14 protein-coding genes are annotated in these 16798 nt (G+C 40.2%); 7 read left to right on the forward strand and 7 right to left on the reverse strand.

Going from position 1 to position 16798, the window contains the following annotated elements; genetic code table 11:
- Positions 1–323 precede the first annotated feature (323 nt).
- The 6 genes from tig (at position 324) to AC27JL_RS14670 (ending at position 8894) form a co-directional block, all read left to right on the forward strand.
- Positions 324–1628, forward strand: coding sequence for a trigger factor (gene tig, locus AC27JL_RS14645; RefSeq protein WP_008126620.1), 1305 nt, complete (start codon positions 324–326; stop codon positions 1626–1628).
- 165 nt (positions 1629–1793) lie between these two features.
- Entirely contained in the window at positions 1794–2411 is a 618-nt protein-coding gene (clpP, locus tag AC27JL_RS14650; protein ID WP_008126622.1) for an ATP-dependent Clp endopeptidase proteolytic subunit ClpP, read from the forward strand.
- A 133-nt stretch (positions 2412–2544) separates the two neighbouring features.
- On the forward strand, positions 2545–3828 hold the full coding sequence (gene clpX / locus AC27JL_RS14655; protein WP_006794855.1) for an ATP-dependent protease ATP-binding subunit ClpX: 1284 nt from the start codon (positions 2545–2547) through the stop codon (positions 3826–3828).
- 149 nt (positions 3829–3977) lie between these two features.
- Positions 3978–6338, forward strand: coding sequence for an endopeptidase La (gene lon / locus AC27JL_RS14660; RefSeq protein WP_008126626.1), 2361 nt, complete (start codon positions 3978–3980; stop codon positions 6336–6338).
- Between the two features lie 186 nt (positions 6339–6524).
- Positions 6525–6821 (forward strand): HU family DNA-binding protein, encoded by a 297-nt coding sequence (locus AC27JL_RS14665; RefSeq protein WP_286364811.1) that lies wholly within the window; start codon positions 6525–6527, stop codon positions 6819–6821.
- A gap of 171 nt (positions 6822–6992) precedes the next feature.
- Positions 6993–8894 carry a SurA N-terminal domain-containing protein gene (locus tag AC27JL_RS14670; RefSeq protein ID WP_058429502.1) on the forward strand — a complete coding sequence of 634 codons (1902 nt, stop codon included), beginning with the start codon at positions 6993–6995 and terminating at the stop codon, positions 8892–8894.
- 104 nt (positions 8895–8998) lie between these two features.
- On the opposite strand, the gene AC27JL_RS14675 is transcribed toward AC27JL_RS14670, so the two are convergent.
- The 7 genes from AC27JL_RS14675 to pspF all read right to left on the reverse strand — a co-directional run bounded on the left by AC27JL_RS14675 (position 8999) and on the right by pspF (position 15908).
- Complete coding sequence (locus tag AC27JL_RS14675) at positions 8999–9457, reverse strand: VOC family protein (RefSeq protein ID WP_487195995.1); 459 nt, start codon at positions 9455–9457, stop codon at positions 8999–9001.
- Between the two features lie 95 nt (positions 9458–9552).
- On the reverse strand, positions 9553–10314 hold the full coding sequence (locus tag AC27JL_RS14680) for an ATP-binding cassette domain-containing protein (RefSeq protein ID WP_010557188.1): 762 nt from the start codon (positions 10312–10314) through the stop codon (positions 9553–9555).
- The gene (locus tag AC27JL_RS14685) at positions 10314–11306 is read right to left on the reverse strand and encodes a peptide ABC transporter ATP-binding protein (RefSeq protein ID WP_058429500.1); all 993 of its coding nucleotides are present in this window, start codon (positions 11304–11306) and stop codon (positions 10314–10316) included. Before AC27JL_RS14685 ends, AC27JL_RS14680 begins: the two co-directional genes overlap by 1 nt.
- Positions 11307–12200 (reverse strand): ABC transporter permease subunit, encoded by an 894-nt coding sequence (locus tag AC27JL_RS14690; RefSeq protein ID WP_006793652.1) that lies wholly within the window; start codon positions 12198–12200, stop codon positions 11307–11309.
- Complete coding sequence (locus AC27JL_RS14695; protein ID WP_008126634.1) at positions 12187–13221, reverse strand: ABC transporter permease; 1035 nt, start codon at positions 13219–13221, stop codon at positions 12187–12189. Before AC27JL_RS14695 ends, AC27JL_RS14690 begins: the two co-directional genes overlap by 14 nt.
- Positions 13221–14828 (reverse strand): ABC transporter substrate-binding protein, encoded by a 1608-nt coding sequence (locus tag AC27JL_RS14700; protein ID WP_008126635.1) that lies wholly within the window; start codon positions 14826–14828, stop codon positions 13221–13223. The genes AC27JL_RS14695 and AC27JL_RS14700 overlap by 1 nt, the downstream gene beginning before the upstream one ends.
- A gap of 15 nt (positions 14829–14843) precedes the next feature.
- A complete protein-coding gene (gene pspF, locus AC27JL_RS14705; RefSeq protein ID WP_487195924.1) occupies positions 14844–15908 on the reverse strand; it encodes a phage shock protein operon transcriptional activator in 1065 nt (354 codons plus the stop codon).
- A gap of 186 nt (positions 15909–16094) precedes the next feature.
- On the opposite strand from pspF, the gene pspA reads away from it, so the two are divergent.
- Positions 16095–16754 carry a phage shock protein PspA gene (gene pspA, locus AC27JL_RS14710; protein WP_006793648.1) on the forward strand — a complete coding sequence of 220 codons (660 nt, stop codon included), beginning with the start codon at positions 16095–16097 and terminating at the stop codon, positions 16752–16754.
- Positions 16755–16798: the final 44 nt, after the last annotated feature.

Genomic DNA, 16798 nt, shown 5'->3' on the forward strand with positions numbered 1-16798 from the left:
AATCTATTTTTCTATTGCTATAAATAAAACTCACTTAAACCTCTGAAAACAACGGTTAGCCTGTTTTTTACTCGGTTAGGTGCTGTAGTACCCAATCTATCCCAAATAATTGCCCCCCATACTCGACTATCATAAATATTAGGTTATAATGCCGCGTCTATTGTTTAACATAGTGCCCTAAGGGCAAAGCAGCAATGGTATCTCATGGTAGCGACGGATGCTTTTAAGTGTGAAAAATCGCTTAAACTTTATCAAGACTCATGCAGATCACTTTGTTTGTAAGGAAGGCGAACAGTCGCCAAAATTGAATATTGAGGTAAATCATGCAAGTTTCTGTTGAGACGACCCAAGGCCTTGAGCGCCGTATAACTATCACCGTTCCTGCAGAGAACGTTGAGACCGAAGTAAAAAAACGCCTACAACAACTGTCAAAAACACAGCGTATAGATGGTTTCCGTGCTGGTAAGGTACCTGTATCTGTAATCAACAAGCGTTTTGGCGCTGCAGTTCGTCAAGAAGTTGCTGGCGAAGTAATGCAACGTAACTACATTGAAGCAATCGTTGCTGAAAAAATTAACCCTGCTGGCGCGCCTTCATTCGCTCCTAAATCACTTGAAGCAGGTAAAGATTTAGAATTCTCAGCTACATTTGAAGTTTACCCTGAAGTTGAAGTTCAAGGTTTAGACAAAATTGCTGTTGAAAAACCAGCGGTAACAGTAACTGACGAAGATTTAGCTAACATGCTAGAAACTCTTCGTAAGCAACACGCAGAATGGGCTGAAGTTGATACAGCTGCTGGCGAAAGTGACCGTGTAACAGTTGATTTCGTAGGTACTATCGACGGTGAAGTATTTGAAGGCGGTAAAGCTGATGACTTCCCATTAGAGCTTGGTCAAGGTCGTATGATCCCGGGTTTTGAAGATAACATCGTTGGTAAAAAAGCAGGCGAAGAAGTTGTTGCAGATGTAACATTCCCTGAAGATTACCATGCTGAAAACCTTAAAGGTAAAGCAGCTCAATTCACTATCACAGTGAAAAAAGTAGAAGCGCAAGAGCTTCCTGAATTAAGCGAAGAGTTTGCAACTAAATTCGGTGTTACCGAAGGCGGCGTAGACGCGCTTAAAGAAGAAGTTAAAAAGAACATGACGCGTGAACTTGACCAAGCGGTTAAAGCTAACGTTAAAGACCAAGCAATCAAAGGTCTTTTAGAAAACAACGAAATTGAAGTGCCAAAAGCACTTGTTGATCAAGAAGTTGACGCATTACGTCAGCAAGCAGCTCAACGTTTTGGCGGCGACGCTAAAAACATGCCTGAGCTTCCAGCTGAATTGTTCCATGAGCAAGCTGTAACACGCGTTAAAACTGGTCTTTTATTAGGCGAAGTAATCAAAGCTAACGACATTAAAGTTGATGATGCTAAAGTTGAAGCATTAATTGCAACAGTGGCTTCTGCATACGAAGATCCAACTGAAGTAGTAGAATACTACAAAGCAAATGATCAACTTATGCAACAAATGCGTAATGTTGCAATGGAAGAGCAAGCTGTTGAAGCTATTTTAGCTAAAGCAAATGTTTCAGACGTTGAAAAAGCATTTGATGACATCATGAATCCGCAGCAAGGTGCTTAATAAGTCATTGACTTAAGCTCTCGCTAACGATTAAATGGCTCGTGTTACACTGTTTAAACAGCGTGCCCGGGCCATTTTTAGTTTTTGGCTCTTAATTTGCGAAAAACGATAACTATGCTTCCTTATAATAAGGATAAGTATAAGCGCATAAGGAATTAAATAAGTATGAATACTGGTATTACAGATCCCCTAAATGCATTGGTCCCTATGGTTGTTGAGCAAACACCAAAAGGTGAGCGCTCGTATGATATTTATTCGCGACTTTTAAAAGAGCGTATTATTTTTTTAACAGGCCAAGTTGAAGACAACATGGCAAACCTAATTTTAGCGCAAATGCTATTTTTAGAATCAGAGAACCCTGATAAAGATATTTTCTTATACATAAATTCACCGGGTGGCTCAGTAACTGCTGGTATGGCAATTTACGACACAATGAACTTTATCAAACCTGATGTGAGTACTATTTGTGTAGGACAAGCAGCGAGCATGGGGGCATTTTTGCTTACCGCTGGTGCTAAAGGTAAACGTTTTTGCTTACCTAACTCACGTGTAATGATCCACCAACCTTTAGGTGGTTTCCAAGGTCAGGCGTCTGACTTTGAAATACACGCCAAAGAAATACTATCTATTAAAGATAAGCTAAATCGCTTAATGGCAGAACACACGGGTCAGCCGTTAGATGTGATTTCAAAAGATACTGATCGTGACAACTTCATGAGCGCTTCAGAAGCTGTAGAGTATGGCTTAGTTGACTCAGTATTTGCAAATCGCGATAAAAAGTAAGCGCTTGGTGAGCAGGGGACCTGTTAATCACTTTTAGTTACTATGCGAAAAACAATAAATTTTGTTATAGTTAAGCGTATTGAAATAGCCACCATAAATCTTGGTGGCCAACGTAATAAGATGAGGTAGCTGAATGTCTGACACTCCTACAGACGGCGACAAAAGTAATAAATTGTTATACTGCTCTTTTTGTGGCAAGAGCCAGCACGAAGTACGCAAATTAATTGCAGGCCCTTCAGTATACGTTTGTGATGAATGTGTAGAGTTGTGTAACGATATTATCAGGGAAGAGATCAAAGATATTGCTCCTAAGCATGACTCGTCTGATAAACTACCTGTTCCAAAAGAAATTCGAAAACACCTAGACGACTACGTTATCGGCCAAGACCATGCGAAAAAAGTATTGTCTGTTGCTGTTTACAACCATTACAAACGTCTTCGTAATCAATCAACCAAGCAAGATATTGAGCTTAGTAAAAGTAATATTTTGCTAATAGGTCCGACTGGTAGTGGTAAAACATTACTAGCAGAGACGCTGGCTCGTTTACTTGACGTACCGTTTACAATGGCTGATGCAACGACACTTACCGAAGCCGGTTACGTGGGCGAGGATGTAGAAAATATCATCCAAAAACTATTGCAAAAATGCGACTACGATGTGGAAAAAGCACAGCGTGGCATTGTATACATTGATGAAATAGACAAAATTTCTCGCAAATCAGATAACCCATCAATCACGCGCGATGTGTCGGGTGAAGGTGTGCAACAAGCATTACTTAAGCTGATTGAGGGTACGATTGCTTCTGTGCCTCCTCAAGGTGGACGCAAACACCCACAGCAAGAATTTTTACAAGTAGATACGTCTAAAATCTTGTTTATTTGTGGTGGTGCGTTTTCAGGGCTTGATAAAGTAATTGAGCAACGTAGCCATAAAAATACTGGCATTGGTTTTGGCGTTAGTGTTAAAGAGTCTGCAGAAACGCGTTCTTTAAGCGAGACGTTTAAAGACGTAGAGCCTGAAGACTTAGTGAAATACGGTTTAATACCTGAATTTATTGGCCGTTTACCTGTAGTTGCTACACTCACAGAGTTAGATGAAGCTGCACTCGTACAGATTCTAAGTGAGCCTAAAAACGCGATTACTAAACAGTTCTCAGTGTTGTTTGGTATGGAAGATGTAGAGCTTGAGTTCCGTGATGATGCTTTATCTGCTATCGCTCACAAAGCGATGGTTCGTAAAACCGGTGCACGTGGTCTTCGCTCTATCGTAGAAGGTATTTTACTAGATACCATGTACGAACTTCCATCTATGGATGATGTCAGCAAAGTAGTTATTGACGAAACGGTAATTAAAGGTGAGTCTGATCCAATCTTGATATATGAAAATAATAATCAAGATAAAGCAGCATCTGAATAGTTTTTGAGCTATTTGCATTAAAAAGGAGCCTAGGGCTCCTTTTTTTATAATTAATTTAAACGAGTCGGGGAAAATTGTTGAACTTTAATGTGGTTATCCCCATATACTTGAGTAATCTTTTAAATAAATGAAGTGCGAAGAGAAATATAATGACGCTTGAGAGAACCGACCAAGTCGAAATCCCAGTGCTAGCACTGCGCGATGTTGTGGTGTACCCACACATGGTGATCCCGCTTTTTGTAGGCCGTGAAAAATCAATAAAATGCCTTGAAGCGGCAATGGATAAAGACAAACAAATTTTCTTGGTTGCACAAAAAGATGCAACTGTAGACGAACCAGAGCAAGATGATATTTATCGCATTGGTACTATTGCAACTGTACTTCAATTATTAAAACTTCCTGACGGGACAGTAAAAGTATTGGTAGAAGGCACACAGCGCGCTGAAATCAAAGACTTCGTTGATAACGACGAGTTTTTTGTTGCCGATGCTCAATTTATTGAATCAGATTTAATTGATGAACAAGAGCAAGATGTATTTATTCGAAGCGCAATTAGCCAATTTGAAGGCTATGTAAAGCTCAATAAAAAAATTCCACCAGAAGTGCTCACTTCGGTATCAGGTATTGATGAACCAGCGCGACTTGCAGACACAATGGCTGCGCATATGCCTTTAAAAGTACCTGAAAAACAAAAAGTGCTAGAAATTTCAAGCGTGACAGAGCGTTTAGAATACCTAATGGCCCTAATGGAAGGTGAAATCGACTTATTGCAGGTTGAGAAGAAAATTCGTACCCGTGTTAAAAAGCAGATGGAAAAATCTCAGCGCGAGTATTACCTCAACGAGCAAATGAAAGCCATTCAAAAAGAGCTTGGTGAACTTGATGATGTTCCTGATGAGTTTGAGGCGCTGAAAAAACGCATTGAAGAATCGGGTATGTCATCAGAAGCACAAGAAAAAGCCACGACAGAACTTAATAAACTTAAGATGATGTCGCCAATGTCCGCTGAGGCAACGGTTGTGCGTTCTTACATCGATACATTAATTAACGTGCCATGGAAAAAACGTTCAAAAGTTAAAAAAGATTTAGCTGGTGCACAAAAAATATTAGACAGTGAGCATCATGGCCTTGATAAAGTAAAAGAACGTATTTTAGAGTACCTAGCGGTACAACAACGTACTAACAAGCTTAAAGGGCCAATTTTGTGCCTTGTAGGACCTCCAGGTGTGGGTAAAACATCACTTGGGCAGTCGATTGCCCGTTCTACTGGCCGTAAATACATTCGTATGGCGTTAGGCGGTGTTCGTGATGAAGCCGAAATCCGAGGCCATCGTCGAACGTATATTGGTTCTATGCCTGGTAAGCTAATTCAAAATATGACAAAAGTAGGGGTTAAAAACCCACTATTTTTATTAGATGAAATCGATAAAATGTCTTCAGATATGCGCGGCGACCCAGCTTCAGCATTGTTAGAAGTACTCGATCCTGAGCAAAATAGCCATTTTGCCGATCATTATCTCGAAGTAGATTTTGATTTGTCAGACGTTATGTTTGTCGCTACTTCGAATAGTTTTAACATCCCTGGTCCTCTTTTAGACCGTATGGAAGTTATTCGTTTGTCAGGTTACACCGAAGACGAAAAGCTTAATATCGCAAAAGAGCACCTGATCACTAAGCAAGTAAAGCGCAACGGCTTAAAAGACAACGAGATTGAAATAGATGATAGTGCAATTATCGGCATTATTCGCTATTACACACGTGAAGCGGGTGTCCGTAATCTAGAGCGAGAAATTTCTAAGTTGTGCCGCAAAGCTGTTAAAAATATTCTGATTGAAAAAGACACTAAAACGGTGACTATTAATCAAGATAATTTAGAAGAGTACTTAGGCGTTCAACGTTTTGACTATGGTAAAGCAGAAGATGGTGACCGCATCGGCCAAGTTACAGGTCTTGCATGGACTGAGGTTGGTGGTGATTTACTGACAATCGAATGTGCAGCCGTGCCGGGAAAAGGTAAATTGACTTACACCGGTTCACTTGGCGATGTAATGCAAGAGTCGATTCAAGCAGCAATGACCGTTGTGCGTAATCGTGCTGATACTTTTCGCATCAACAGTGATTTTTATGAAAAGCGTGACATTCATGTTCACGTTCCTGAAGGTGCAACACCAAAAGATGGCCCAAGTGCTGGTGCAGCCATGGTGACTGGTCTGGTGTCGAGTTTAACAGGTAATCCAGTTAAAGCTGATGTTGCTATGACTGGCGAAATAACGCTTCGTGGTGAAGTTCTGCCTATTGGTGGCTTAAAAGAGAAGTTACTAGCTGCGCACCGTGGTGGAATAAAAACCGTTATTATTCCAAAAATTAACGAACGTGACTTAAAAGAGATCCCAGATAACGTACTGGCAGGTCTTGATATTCACCCAGTTACATGGATTGATGAGGTGTTAAAACTTGCTTTGGTACATCCTGTTGAGAGTTTTTCAGTCGAAACAGAGAAAAAGCAGTAAAAAACGTAAAAAAAGTGCTTTTTAGGGCTTTTCAAATCTAAACGGTATGATAAGTTAAGCACTGGTTTTCAAGCCTAGGCCTTATGTGGCCTAGGCTCAAGAAAAATATAATCATGTGAGCATTACAAGTTTGCTCTAAAATTTTCAAAAAAGTGATGTTAGTTTAAAAAACCATCGCTCTTGATAATAACAATGAAAGAGGATGATATTGTGAATAAATCTCAATTAATCGATCAAATCGCAGCTGATGCTGACATTTCTAAAGCGGCTGCAGGTCGTGCACTTGATTCATTCATCGAATCTGTATCTGGCGCGCTTAAAGATGGCGACTCAGTTGCACTTGTTGGTTTTGGTACTTTCTCAGTACGTGAACGTGCTGCACGAGCTGGCCGTAACCCACAAACTGGTGAAACTATTCAAATCGCTGCTGCAAACATTCCAGCTTTCAAAGCCGGTAAAGCGCTTAAAGACGCAGTAAACTAATCAATAGTTTAAACAGATTAGTTATGGCGAAAGTAAAGTTACTTAATCAGCCTAACAGTTGAATTGAGTAACTTTACCGCTAGTTACTTCAAGTGAAAAAGCGTATCTGGTAAGATACGCTTTTTTTACATGTGACAAGGTATTGAGCCTTGATCAAAAAGAGATAAACAAATGCTTGAGAAAATCAGAGAAGGTTCGCAAGGACCTGTAGCCAAAATAATTTTAGGCGCGGTGATTTTATCTTTTGCTTTAGCAGGGATCGGTAGTTACCTAGGTCAAACCACGGAACAACCTGTTGCTGAAGTAAACGGAGTTAAAATTAGCCAAACGGAATTTAACCGCGCGTACCAAAACGAACGTAATCGTTTAGAGCAACAATTTGGTGAGTACTTTACACAAATTGCTGCAGATCCAAATTATATGGCACAAATTCGTCAAGGTGTAATTGACCGCTTAGTACAACAAGAATTGCAATCACAGTTAGCGGCAGAATTAGGCCTTCGCGTGAGCGATGATACAGTTCGTAAAACAATTTTAGAATTGCCTTACTTCCAACTTGGCGATAAATTTAATAACGATCGTTATTTACAAGTAATTCGTCAAATGAACTTCCAACCAGATACTTTTCGTGAATACCTTCGCGAAGACATGACACGCAGTCAGTTAGTATCAGCAGTTGCAGGCACAGACTTTGCGCTTGAAAGCGAGCTTAAAAGTGCTATTGCTCTTCAACAACAAACTCGTAGCATTGATTACTTAGTAATTAATAAAGAGTCACTTGCAGATAATGTTGAAGTATCAGAGCAAGAAGTTTCAGATTACTATGACCTAAATGCATCGCAGTTTTTATCACCAGAACTTATCTCGGTGAACTATGTCGAATTGAAAGCTGAAAATATTGTTGTTGGTTCAGTGACTGAAGAAGATGTGAAAGCGTCTTATGAGCAAAATAAGGCGCAATATGTTGAGCCTGAAAAACGCCGTGTGTCACACATATTAATAGATAATAGTGAAGACGATGATGCAGCTAAAGCTAAAGTCGATGCGCTTTATGCTGAGCTTCAACAAGGTGCAGACTTTGCTGAACTCGCAGAGTCTTCATCTGATGATATCGTTAGCGCAGAGATGGGCGGTGACCTTGATTGGATTGAACGTGATGTAATGGATCCTGCATTTGAAGATGCAGCATTTTCACTTGAAGCGAAAGGTGATTTTTCAGAAGTGGTTGCGTCAGAGTTCGGTTATCACATCATTAAACTGACTGATATTCAGCCACAACAAGTTAAACCATTTGATGATGTAAAAGCGGACTTACGTGCTGAATTAGAGCGTGCTGAAAAAATTGATGCGTTTTACGATAAGCAAACCGAAATGGGTGCAATCGCGTTTGAAATTTCAGATCGTTTAGATGATGCAGCAGAAGTTGCTGAACTAGAAGTTCAGTCAACCCCTCTTTTAGCATTGAACGCTTTACCTGAGCCGTTAAATACACCGGCTGTTATTACTGCACTAACATCTGTTGACTTACTTGAAGACAAAGTTAACTCTGAAGTTATTGAGTTGGGCGATGAGCACATTGTTATCGTGCGTATTAACGAGCATCAGCCAGCGTCAACTAAACCATTAAGTGATGTAAGTGAACAGATTAAAACACGCTTGGTAAATGACAAGACCTCTGAGCTTGCCAAAGATAAAGCGCGTAGTTTGTTTGCTGAAATTCAAGCAGGTAAAAGTTTGAATGATATTGCAACTGAGCAAGGCTTAACGCTTCGTCAAGAGTCACAACTAAATCGTCAAAGTTTTGCTGTCTCGCCAGCGATTGTTACTCAGGCATTTAAAATGGCTCACCCAGCAGACACTGCAGTGGTAGATGTTGTTGACTTAAATAACGGTGATGCAGCGATTGTTGCCCTTAACTCAGTGACAGATGCTACAGTAACGGCTGATATTGACCCACAAGCTAAACAAAGCATTACAATGGCTCAAGCAAACAAAAACTATATGGTTTTCATAGAGTCGCTTAAAGCTAAAGCTGAACTTAATTTACCAGTAGTTGAACAAGCTGCTGAATAAGTTAATTTTGGTTATTAAAAAAGGCGCCTCTGAGCGCCTTTTTTATTGCTTTAAATTCGGGTGTGCTTATACCACTGCGTAATAATACTAATCATTTTAGGGCGCTAGATAGGCCTTGCAATAAATTCAATACGGTTACCGCTAGGCTCTCTTATCATCATGTGCTGCGCAGGGCCTTTACCCAAATTCTCTGGTGCAAATTCTATAGTAATATCATTTTGCATTTTTAAGTGCTTATGCAGCTTGCTTAACTTTTCAATACTCTCAACACTGAGTGCTAAATGGTGCAGGCCCAAATTTTCTGCTCGATTAAACTCTACACGTTTTTCATTATTCTTAATTCGCCACAATGTAATGGTTGTTTTTTTATTAGATAAAAAGTACGCAGGATAAGTTGGATCATTTCCCAGCACTTTAAAACCAAGCACATCAGTAAAAAACGCTTTAGATGAATTTAAATCTGAAACAGTTAAACCTAAATGATCAATTCCGCCAATCCAGTTTTTAACTTTGTTAGAGGGCTCGGGAATAGCAGAGGCTGATAAAATCAGTAGGGGAGTAATACTAAGTAGTGTGTTTGAGCATGGAGTGGCCTTGTTAAAAAGTAAAAGTTAATAACAAGACCTTCTAAAATGCACTTACATAACAAAAAATTGCATTAACAGCTTAATAGACGCTGCGTTATTTTTGACTGAGGGTTATTAAATACATTTTCTGTTAAACCATACTCAACCACCTCGCCTTTATCTAGCACTATGACTTGATCACTAATATGGCGTACTAAACTAAGGTGATGGGTGATCATGACATAAGTTAAACCCGTTTCACGTTGTAACTTGAGTAATAAATTTACTATTTGGGCTCGTATAGATGGGTCTAAAGACGATACGGCTTCATCGAGCACCATCACTTTAGGATCTAAAATAAGCGCTCTGGCAAAAGCCACACGTTGCAACTGGCCAACACTGAACATATGTGGATAGTAATGTTGGTGATCGACTAGCAATCCAACTTTAGAGAGTGTTGTATTTATTTTTTCTGAGCGTTCTTCTTCATCAAAGTCCGTATTGTATTGCAAGCAATCATCAAGCATGTCGCCAATAGTTAAACCTGGGTTTAACGACGCCCCTGAGTCTTGAAAAATCATTCTAATGTGACGACATTGGTTATCACGAATACCGTTATCTTCTATTATATTGCCTTCAAGTAATATTTGCCCAGCGTTTGCGTTATCGGCACCGGCAAGTAACTTAGCTAACGTACTTTTCCCTGAGCCTGTTTCACCAATTACGGCAATGGTTTCACCTTTACCAATACAAAAAGAAATGTTTTTTAGCACTTCAAATTTTTTGCGTTTAAATAAACCCGCTCGCACATCAAATGTTTTAGATAGCGCTTGTACTTTGAGAGTAGGCTGCATTACTTCACCTCCTTTATAAGCGGAAAGTGACAAGCGTAGCTGTGCCCACTGTGTTTAGTGAGAGCAGGTGTAACTACACATTCTTTTTGTGCTTGTGGGCAACGTGGCCCAAGTCGGCAACCAATTGGTAAATGTTGTAAAGTAGGAATAGTACCTTTAAGCGCATAAAACGGTTCTTTATGAGCCAAGCCTTGTTCGTAATCTGGCAAGCTTTTCAAAAGTGCTTGGGTGTATGGATGGCGAGGTTGCTTAAATATTTTATGAGTTGGACCTGCTTCAACCATTTGCCCGCAATATAAAACATGAATCCCATGAGACCAATCAGCAATCTCTTCAAGCTCGTGTGAAATCATTAAGATAGACATATTCTTGAGTTGATTAAGGCTTTTTAATAACCTAAAAACTTGCGCACGGGTAGTACTCTCAAGTGCCGTAGTCGGCTCATCAGCAATTAATAGCTTAGGTGTTCGGGCAATTGCCATTGCAATCATTACCTTTTGGCACACACCTTCTGAGAGCTCATGAGGGTAGCTGTCTAGTACCGCTTCATGGTTTTTAATACCAACTTTATGGATAAGTGCTTTAACGCGGTCTTTTCGTTCGCGATTTCGTTTTAAAAAGAACCCCTTGCGAGCAACTTCAGGTAAGGTTTCAGCAATTTGATTAAAAATTTTCGCTGTAGGGTCAAGGCAACGGCTAGGATCTTGATAGATCATTGCAATATCTTTGCTAACCGTTTGTCTGCGTTGCTCCGGAGTTAGGCGCATTAGGTCAACACCACGCCAGTGAATTCTATCAGCGGTTATATTCCAGCGTTCGTTTAATACACCTACAATTGCTTTTGCGATTAGGCTTTTACCTGAGCCTGACTCACCTACAAGCGCATGCACTTCACCTTCTTTTAAGCTAAAGCTGACCCTATCAACTGCTCTTATAACTGTTTCTGAAGTGCGCAGTTCAATGGTTAAATTTCTAACATCTAATAATTGCATTTAATCGGCCTTGCGCTCTTTTAGCACTTGTCTAAGTCCATCGCCTACTAAATTGGTCGATAATACCGCTAAAAATAATAATACGCCTGGTAAGGCAACCGTCCAAGGTGCTAAATAAATTAGGCCAAGGTTTTCTGCCAATATGGCACCCCATTCAGTGGTTGGGGGTTGTGCGCCTAACTTTAAAAAACCCAACGCAGAAATATCTAGTATGGCCGTAGACAGTGCCATAGTAAAAATAACCACTATGTGTTCATAAATATTAGGAAAAATACCGCGCGATATAATATGCCAATTTGAAGCGCCGTCGAGCTTAAACGCCGTAATGTAATCTTTGCTTAGCTCTTCTACTATTAGGTTTCTAATCGAGTGAATAAACTGCGGTAGTAATGCTAAAATAATAGCCCATACTGTATTCATCAAGCCCGGGCCTAATACTGCAATAATGATAATAGCCAATAATAAAGACGGTATTGAAAGAGTGATATCAAGTAAGTGGTTTAAAAAGCTTGAACGCATACCTCGACTAATGCCAGCAAATGTGCCGACTAATACACCAATTATGGTGGTCAATAATGCAGCGACTACCGATAAACCAAATGTATAGGTTGCGCCGTTCATTAAACGCGACAACACATCGCGTCCTAAATCATCAGTGCCTAAAATAAAACGCACATCGCCCATTTCTCGCCACGAAGGTGGAATAAGTAGCGCATCACTGTGCTGCTGGTTTACCCCATAAGGCGCTAAAAATGGTGCGCTGGCAGCGAGTAAGGCAAATGCCAAAAACACCCATAAACCAACAAGGGCAGGGTGGTTGTTTTTAAATTTTCGCCAAAATCGCGCCAGTGGCGATTTATTCGACTCTTCAGAAAATACCTTAAACTTTGCCATGGGCTTGGTTCCGTGAGAGTGGGTCGAATAAACTATAAAGAAGTTCGGTTGTTATAGTGGCTAAAATAACAAATAAGGATACAGCCATTAGGCCTCCCTGAATTGCAGGAAAGTCGCGCTGGTAAATGCTGTCTATCAACCAGCGGCCAATACCAGGCCACGAAAAAATAACTTCGGTGATCATAGCAAGTGTTATTAGTGTACTGAATTGCAAACCAATTTTTTTAATTACCGGTAAAAGCGCGTTGCGCAGTGCATGATGCATGATTAATTGGCGTCTGTTTAATCCCTTCGCGCGTGCTGTTTTAATAAAATTTTGATCCATTATTTTCAACATTGATTCGCGGGTAAATCTTACAAGCACGGTGGTTGGGTATGTGGCAAGCACAATTGTGGGCAGTGTTAAGTGGTGTAATGCATCTACAAATGCCATTCCTTTATACGGAAAGCCGGCAAGCATGATATCAATGAGCATAAACCCGCTGGCTGCTGGAATTTCATAAAGAAGCCCCATTCTACCCGACATAGGAAACCACCCCAATTTGAGCGAAAAAATCATAATTAGTAATAAAGCTAACCAGAATACAGGCATAGAATAGCCCACAATGGTGGTTGAATTAATAAGCTTATCTGGCCAGCGATTGTAATACGCTGAGCCTATAATACCTGCAGGCACGCCAACAAATATAGACACAATAAGTGCATAGACACTAAGCTCTAACGTCGCTGGTAATAAATCAAGAATATGTGAAAAAACATTGTCGCCAGAGGCAAACGATAATCCCCAATCACCCTGAAAAACTCGCCCTAAAAAGGCGAGGTATTGCATAAAATAATTACTGTTATAAAAGTATTTATCTTCTAATTGCGTATTTTGAGAAAAATTATTACTCGGAACGCCACTTAAATTACTTAATGGATCACCAGGGAATAAGTACGCCAACGAAAATGTAAAAATGCTGAGCATGAGCAACATAAAAAGTAATAAACCAAGGCGGCGTAAAATATAATCGAGGATCATTACTTTTTCCTCGCATTGGCTAACGAAATAGCCCCAAATGGGCCAAGCTCTATGCCGTCTACATCGGCACTGCTAGCTTGAAACCGTAACCCATGAGCAATGGGCAACAAGGGTAATTCATCCATGATAAGCGACTGCACATCTGCGTAGTATTTTTTTCGCATATTTAAGTCTGTCGTATCGAGTGCTTGCGCCAGCAATAGATCAAATTTAGGGTTGCACCAATTGGCTGGGTTTTTGCCACTAAATGTTGCTGAGCAGCTTAATAAAGGGCTAAAGAAGTTATCGGGGTCTGGCGTATCTGCTGCCCAGCCGAGGAGCACGCTATCGTGTCTGTGCTCTCCAATTCGCTGAATAAACGTATTCCACTCGTATTCTACAATACTGACGTTAACACCTACTTTGCGTAAGTCACTTTGCATTAATTCAGCCATTTTACGTGCATTGGGGTTATAAATACGACTCACTGGCATGGCCCAAATATTCATATCAAACCCATCAGAAAAGCCGGCTTCAGCGAGTAGCTTTTTAGCAAGGTCAGGGTCAAATGATGGCATACTTGTTTGAGCGTTAAAAGCCCACGAGGTTGGTGGTAACATCGATTCGGCACGTGTTCCATTACCGTAATATACCGCTTGCATTATTTTATCTGTATCAATTGCATGTGCAAGCGCCTTGCGAACTCGAATGTCGTCAAAAGGTGGGCGTTCTGTGTTAAAAGCCCAGTATCCAACATTGAGGTTGGTTTCTTTTTCAATATTAATATCTTCACGCTGGGCTAAAATACTCAACTGAGCACTACTAGGATGAGCGGCTAAGTCGCACTCTTTAGTAAGGAGTTTTGCGATTCGGGCTGTGCCATTAGGGGTAATGTCGTAAACGAGTTGTTCAAGGGCAACGTCGTGTTTCCAATAATCGGGGTTACGGTAAAAGCGGACTAAATTATCACGTCGATATTCACGATAAATATAGGGACCAGTGCCTACAGGGTATTGATCAAAAAATTCTTCTTGCTCTGCCGCTTTGCGTTTCATTGCATACTCGGCCGATAAAACAACCGCAAAGTCAGTGGCCATGTTAGCTAAAAAACTACTTTCAGCATTAAATAATTCAAATCTAACTTGGTGGTCAGACACGCGAACAATTTTACGAATAAGCTGATCAACGCCTACACTTTGAAAATAAGGGTAACTGGCATCACCCACAAAATGATAAGGGTTGTACACATCAAATAAGCGGCTAAAGGTAAAAATTACGTCATCGGCGTTAAAAGTCCGGCTAGGTGTAAAGTACGCGGTGGTATGAAATGGTACGTCTTTTCGAAGAGTAAAGGTGACCGATTTACCATCTTTACTTACTTTCCAATCTGTTGCGAGTTCGCTCTGAAACTCAGCAGTAACCGGGTCAATACTTATTAAGCGGTCATAAAGCTGATTGGCAATAATATCAATAGTTGAGCCTGTGGTTGTCACTTGTGGGTTAAACGACACAGGGTTTGCCTCGGCGCAATAGACCAAGCCTTGGTTTTTTTCTTCAATAACGCGTTCTTCACTATCTAAGCAGCCAACTAAAGTGCCTGCTAGTAAAGCAAGTAAAAATTTATGCACACGCATAACCTCTAACTATTGTTGATCCAACAAATTGTATTTTTTTAGATACCCACGTAATTGATGATACGTTAAACCAAGGACTTCTGCAGTTTTCTTTTGATTAAATTGGCTGTGCTCAAGCGCTTTATTAATCATATTTATTTCAAATTCATTTGAGCGTTCTTTTAAGCTACAAGGAAATTGAATATTGGCTTCAACTTTTTGCTCAGAAACGTTTACAGGCGCTGCAACAGAAACAGGCTCAGCACTAATATGTTGAGTGGCTATTGGTGCTTTAATACGCGCTTTGGGTCTAAATGGACTTTCGAATGGGTCCAAAATAATCTGGTGAACGGGAATATGTTCACTACCGTGGCGATATAAGCTACGTTCAACCACATTTTTAAGCTCACGAATATTACCAGGCCAGTTATACGATAAAAGCGTTTCTGTAGCGCTTCGAGTAAACCCGCTGAATAGCTCCCACTCTAAATCGCGTGCCATGTTCATCGCAAATTGCTCTGCAAGCAGCATAATATCGTCTTGACGTTCACGCAGTGGGGGAAGCGTTATTACATCAAATGCTAATCTATCAAGTAAATCACTTCTAAACTCACCTTGTTCAGCAAGGTGTGGTAAGTCTTCATTGGTGGCGCATACTAGGCGAGTATCTACTTTTACAGTTTGCTTGCCGCCAACACGTTCAAACTCACCGTACTCTATAACGCGTAGGAGTTTTTCTTGCACCATGGCGGATGTATTTGCTAATTCATCCAAAAATAGTGTACCGCTGTTAGCACGTTCAAAACGGCCTTCGTGACGTTTACTGGCCCCCGTAAATGCGCCGCTTTCATGACCAAACAATTCACTTTCGAGCAGGTTCTCGTTTAATGCAGCACAATTTAGTTTTACGTAGTTTTGATCCCAACGTTTAGATAAAAAATGCAGGCGGGCAGCTATAAGCTCTTTACCTGTGCCTCGTTCGCCAATAATAAGCACCGGCTTATCTAGATTAGCTAGTTGCGATACTTGATCCAACACAGATAAAAAGCTGTCTGATTGGCCCAGTAAATTGTCTTGTTGGCGATATTGGCTCATATTCCCTAAGTCTTAGTCATTTTTACTAACTGTTAGTGTATTTCATAATTATGAATAACTAAAGTAATTTGTATATTTAGTTTAACTTAATGAAAATACAGTGTATTTTAGTTTTTAAAAAGTTGGCAAGCATATTGATACTAGTTAAAGCAGACTAACTAAGTTTTAATTACAGAGGTAAATGTTATGGGAATTTTTTCACGTTTTGCAGATATTGTTAATTCTAATATCAATGCCATTTTAGATAAAGCAGAAGACCCAGAAAAAATGGTGCGTCTGATTATCCAAGAAATGGAAGATACACTAGTAGAGGTTCGCTCTACGTCAGCTAAAACTCTGGCAGAGAAAAAAGAAATTGTTCGCCGCCTAGATACACTTAAAGTTCAAGTAAGTGACTGGCAAGAAAAAGCTGAGTTAGCACTTAGTAAAGACCGCGAAGATTTAGCTCGTTCAGCATTGCTCGAAAAGCAAAAGTCGGCAGATGCAGTGACGGCTGTTGAAGGTGAACTTGAGCATGTAGAGTCTCATATTGAGAAGCTTCAGCAAGAAGTGACCACGTTACAAGAAAAGTTAGCTGATGCTAAATCACGTCAAAAGGCAATAATTCTTCGTCAGCGTTCAGCTGAGTCGCGCCTAGAAGTGAAAAAAGCACTTGATAGCTCGAAGGTAGAAGATGCACTTAATCGCTTTGAACGTTACGAAACTAAAATTGATGGACTAGAATCTCAAATAGAGTCTTACGATTTAGGTAAGCAAACGTTAGCAGACGAAATTGCTGATTTACAAAAAAATGAAAAAATTGATGATGAGCTAGCTGAACTTAAAAAGAAGCTTGCTGATAAGTAATTTACGCAGGGGCATGTAATGTGCCCCACTGCTTAACAAATTTG

The sequence above is a fragment of the Pseudoalteromonas sp. 4NS20-0020 genome (genome assembly GCF_057554385.1).

What these genes read in the sequence shown, in the direction of transcription:
- tig (WP_008126620.1), top strand. Translation starts at nt 324, where the DNA reads ATGCAAGTTTCTGTTGAGACGACCCAAGGCCTTGAGCGCCGTATAACT.
- clpP (WP_008126622.1), top strand. Translation starts at nt 1,794, where the DNA reads ATGAATACTGGTATTACAGATCCCCTAAATGCATTGGTCCCTATGGTT.
- clpX (WP_006794855.1), top strand. Translation starts at nt 2,545, where the DNA reads ATGTCTGACACTCCTACAGACGGCGACAAAAGTAATAAATTGTTATAC.
- lon (WP_008126626.1), top strand. Translation starts at nt 3,978, where the DNA reads ATGACGCTTGAGAGAACCGACCAAGTCGAAATCCCAGTGCTAGCACTG.
- AC27JL_RS14670 (WP_058429502.1), top strand. Translation starts at nt 6,993, where the DNA reads ATGCTTGAGAAAATCAGAGAAGGTTCGCAAGGACCTGTAGCCAAAATA.
- AC27JL_RS14680 (WP_010557188.1), bottom strand. Translation starts at nt 10,314, where the DNA reads ATGCAGCCTACTCTCAAAGTACAAGCGCTATCTAAAACATTTGATGTG.
- AC27JL_RS14685 (WP_058429500.1), bottom strand. Translation starts at nt 11,306, where the DNA reads ATGCAATTATTAGATGTTAGAAATTTAACCATTGAACTGCGCACTTCA.
- AC27JL_RS14690 (WP_006793652.1), bottom strand. Translation starts at nt 12,200, where the DNA reads ATGGCAAAGTTTAAGGTATTTTCTGAAGAGTCGAATAAATCGCCACTG.
- AC27JL_RS14695 (WP_008126634.1), bottom strand. Translation starts at nt 13,221, where the DNA reads ATGATCCTCGATTATATTTTACGCCGCCTTGGTTTATTACTTTTTATG.
- pspF (WP_487195924.1), bottom strand. Translation starts at nt 15,908, where the DNA reads ATGAGCCAATATCGCCAACAAGACAATTTACTGGGCCAATCAGACAGC.
- pspA (WP_006793648.1), top strand. Translation starts at nt 16,095, where the DNA reads ATGGGAATTTTTTCACGTTTTGCAGATATTGTTAATTCTAATATCAAT.